Origin of the sequence: Agrobacterium sp. ST15.13.013 (assembly GCF_027956525.1) — a bacterium.
GTDB lineage: Bacteria > Pseudomonadota > Alphaproteobacteria > Rhizobiales > Rhizobiaceae > Agrobacterium > Agrobacterium salinitolerans.
Genome location: NZ_JAQKGP010000102.1, coordinates 1 through 430, shown reverse-complemented (window position 1 = coordinate 430; position 430 = coordinate 1). Strand labels below are relative to the sequence as shown.

The window sequence follows — 430 nt, the reverse complement described above, 5'->3', positions numbered from 1 at the left end:
CATCAGCAACAGGATTGCCAGCATCCCCAGTTGAACGCTGCGCCGCCGCGTCAGCCGGAAAACATCGGAAAGACTGTTGCTCGTACTTGCCGGCAGCGAAGGCAGGCTGAATATCTGCAGGAGCATGGCAATGATGGCAAGTCCCGCCGTCATCGACATGGCTACGCGCCATCCCACCCAGTCACTGATCAAGGCGCCCATGGAGGGAGCCGCAATGGTGGCGAGTGAAACGCCCAGGGTGACGATAGCCATGCCGCGCCCGGTCGAATTTGCGCCGACGAGCCGTGCCACGACCGCAACCGAAAGCGCCCAGAAACCGCTGAGCGCAATCCCCAGCCCGGCCCGGCCCAGCAACAATAGCCAGAAATCGGCAGCAACCGATGCGAGAATGTTGGAGCCGATCGCCAGCGCACTAAGACCGACAAGCACG

At 62.1% G+C, this 430-nt stretch carries 1 protein-coding gene; it reads right to left on the bottom strand.

The features are described 5' to 3' along the window. The coding region (locus tag PL597_RS26075; RefSeq protein ID WP_271366666.1) for an MFS transporter at window positions 1–430 on the bottom strand (430 nt) is incomplete at both ends.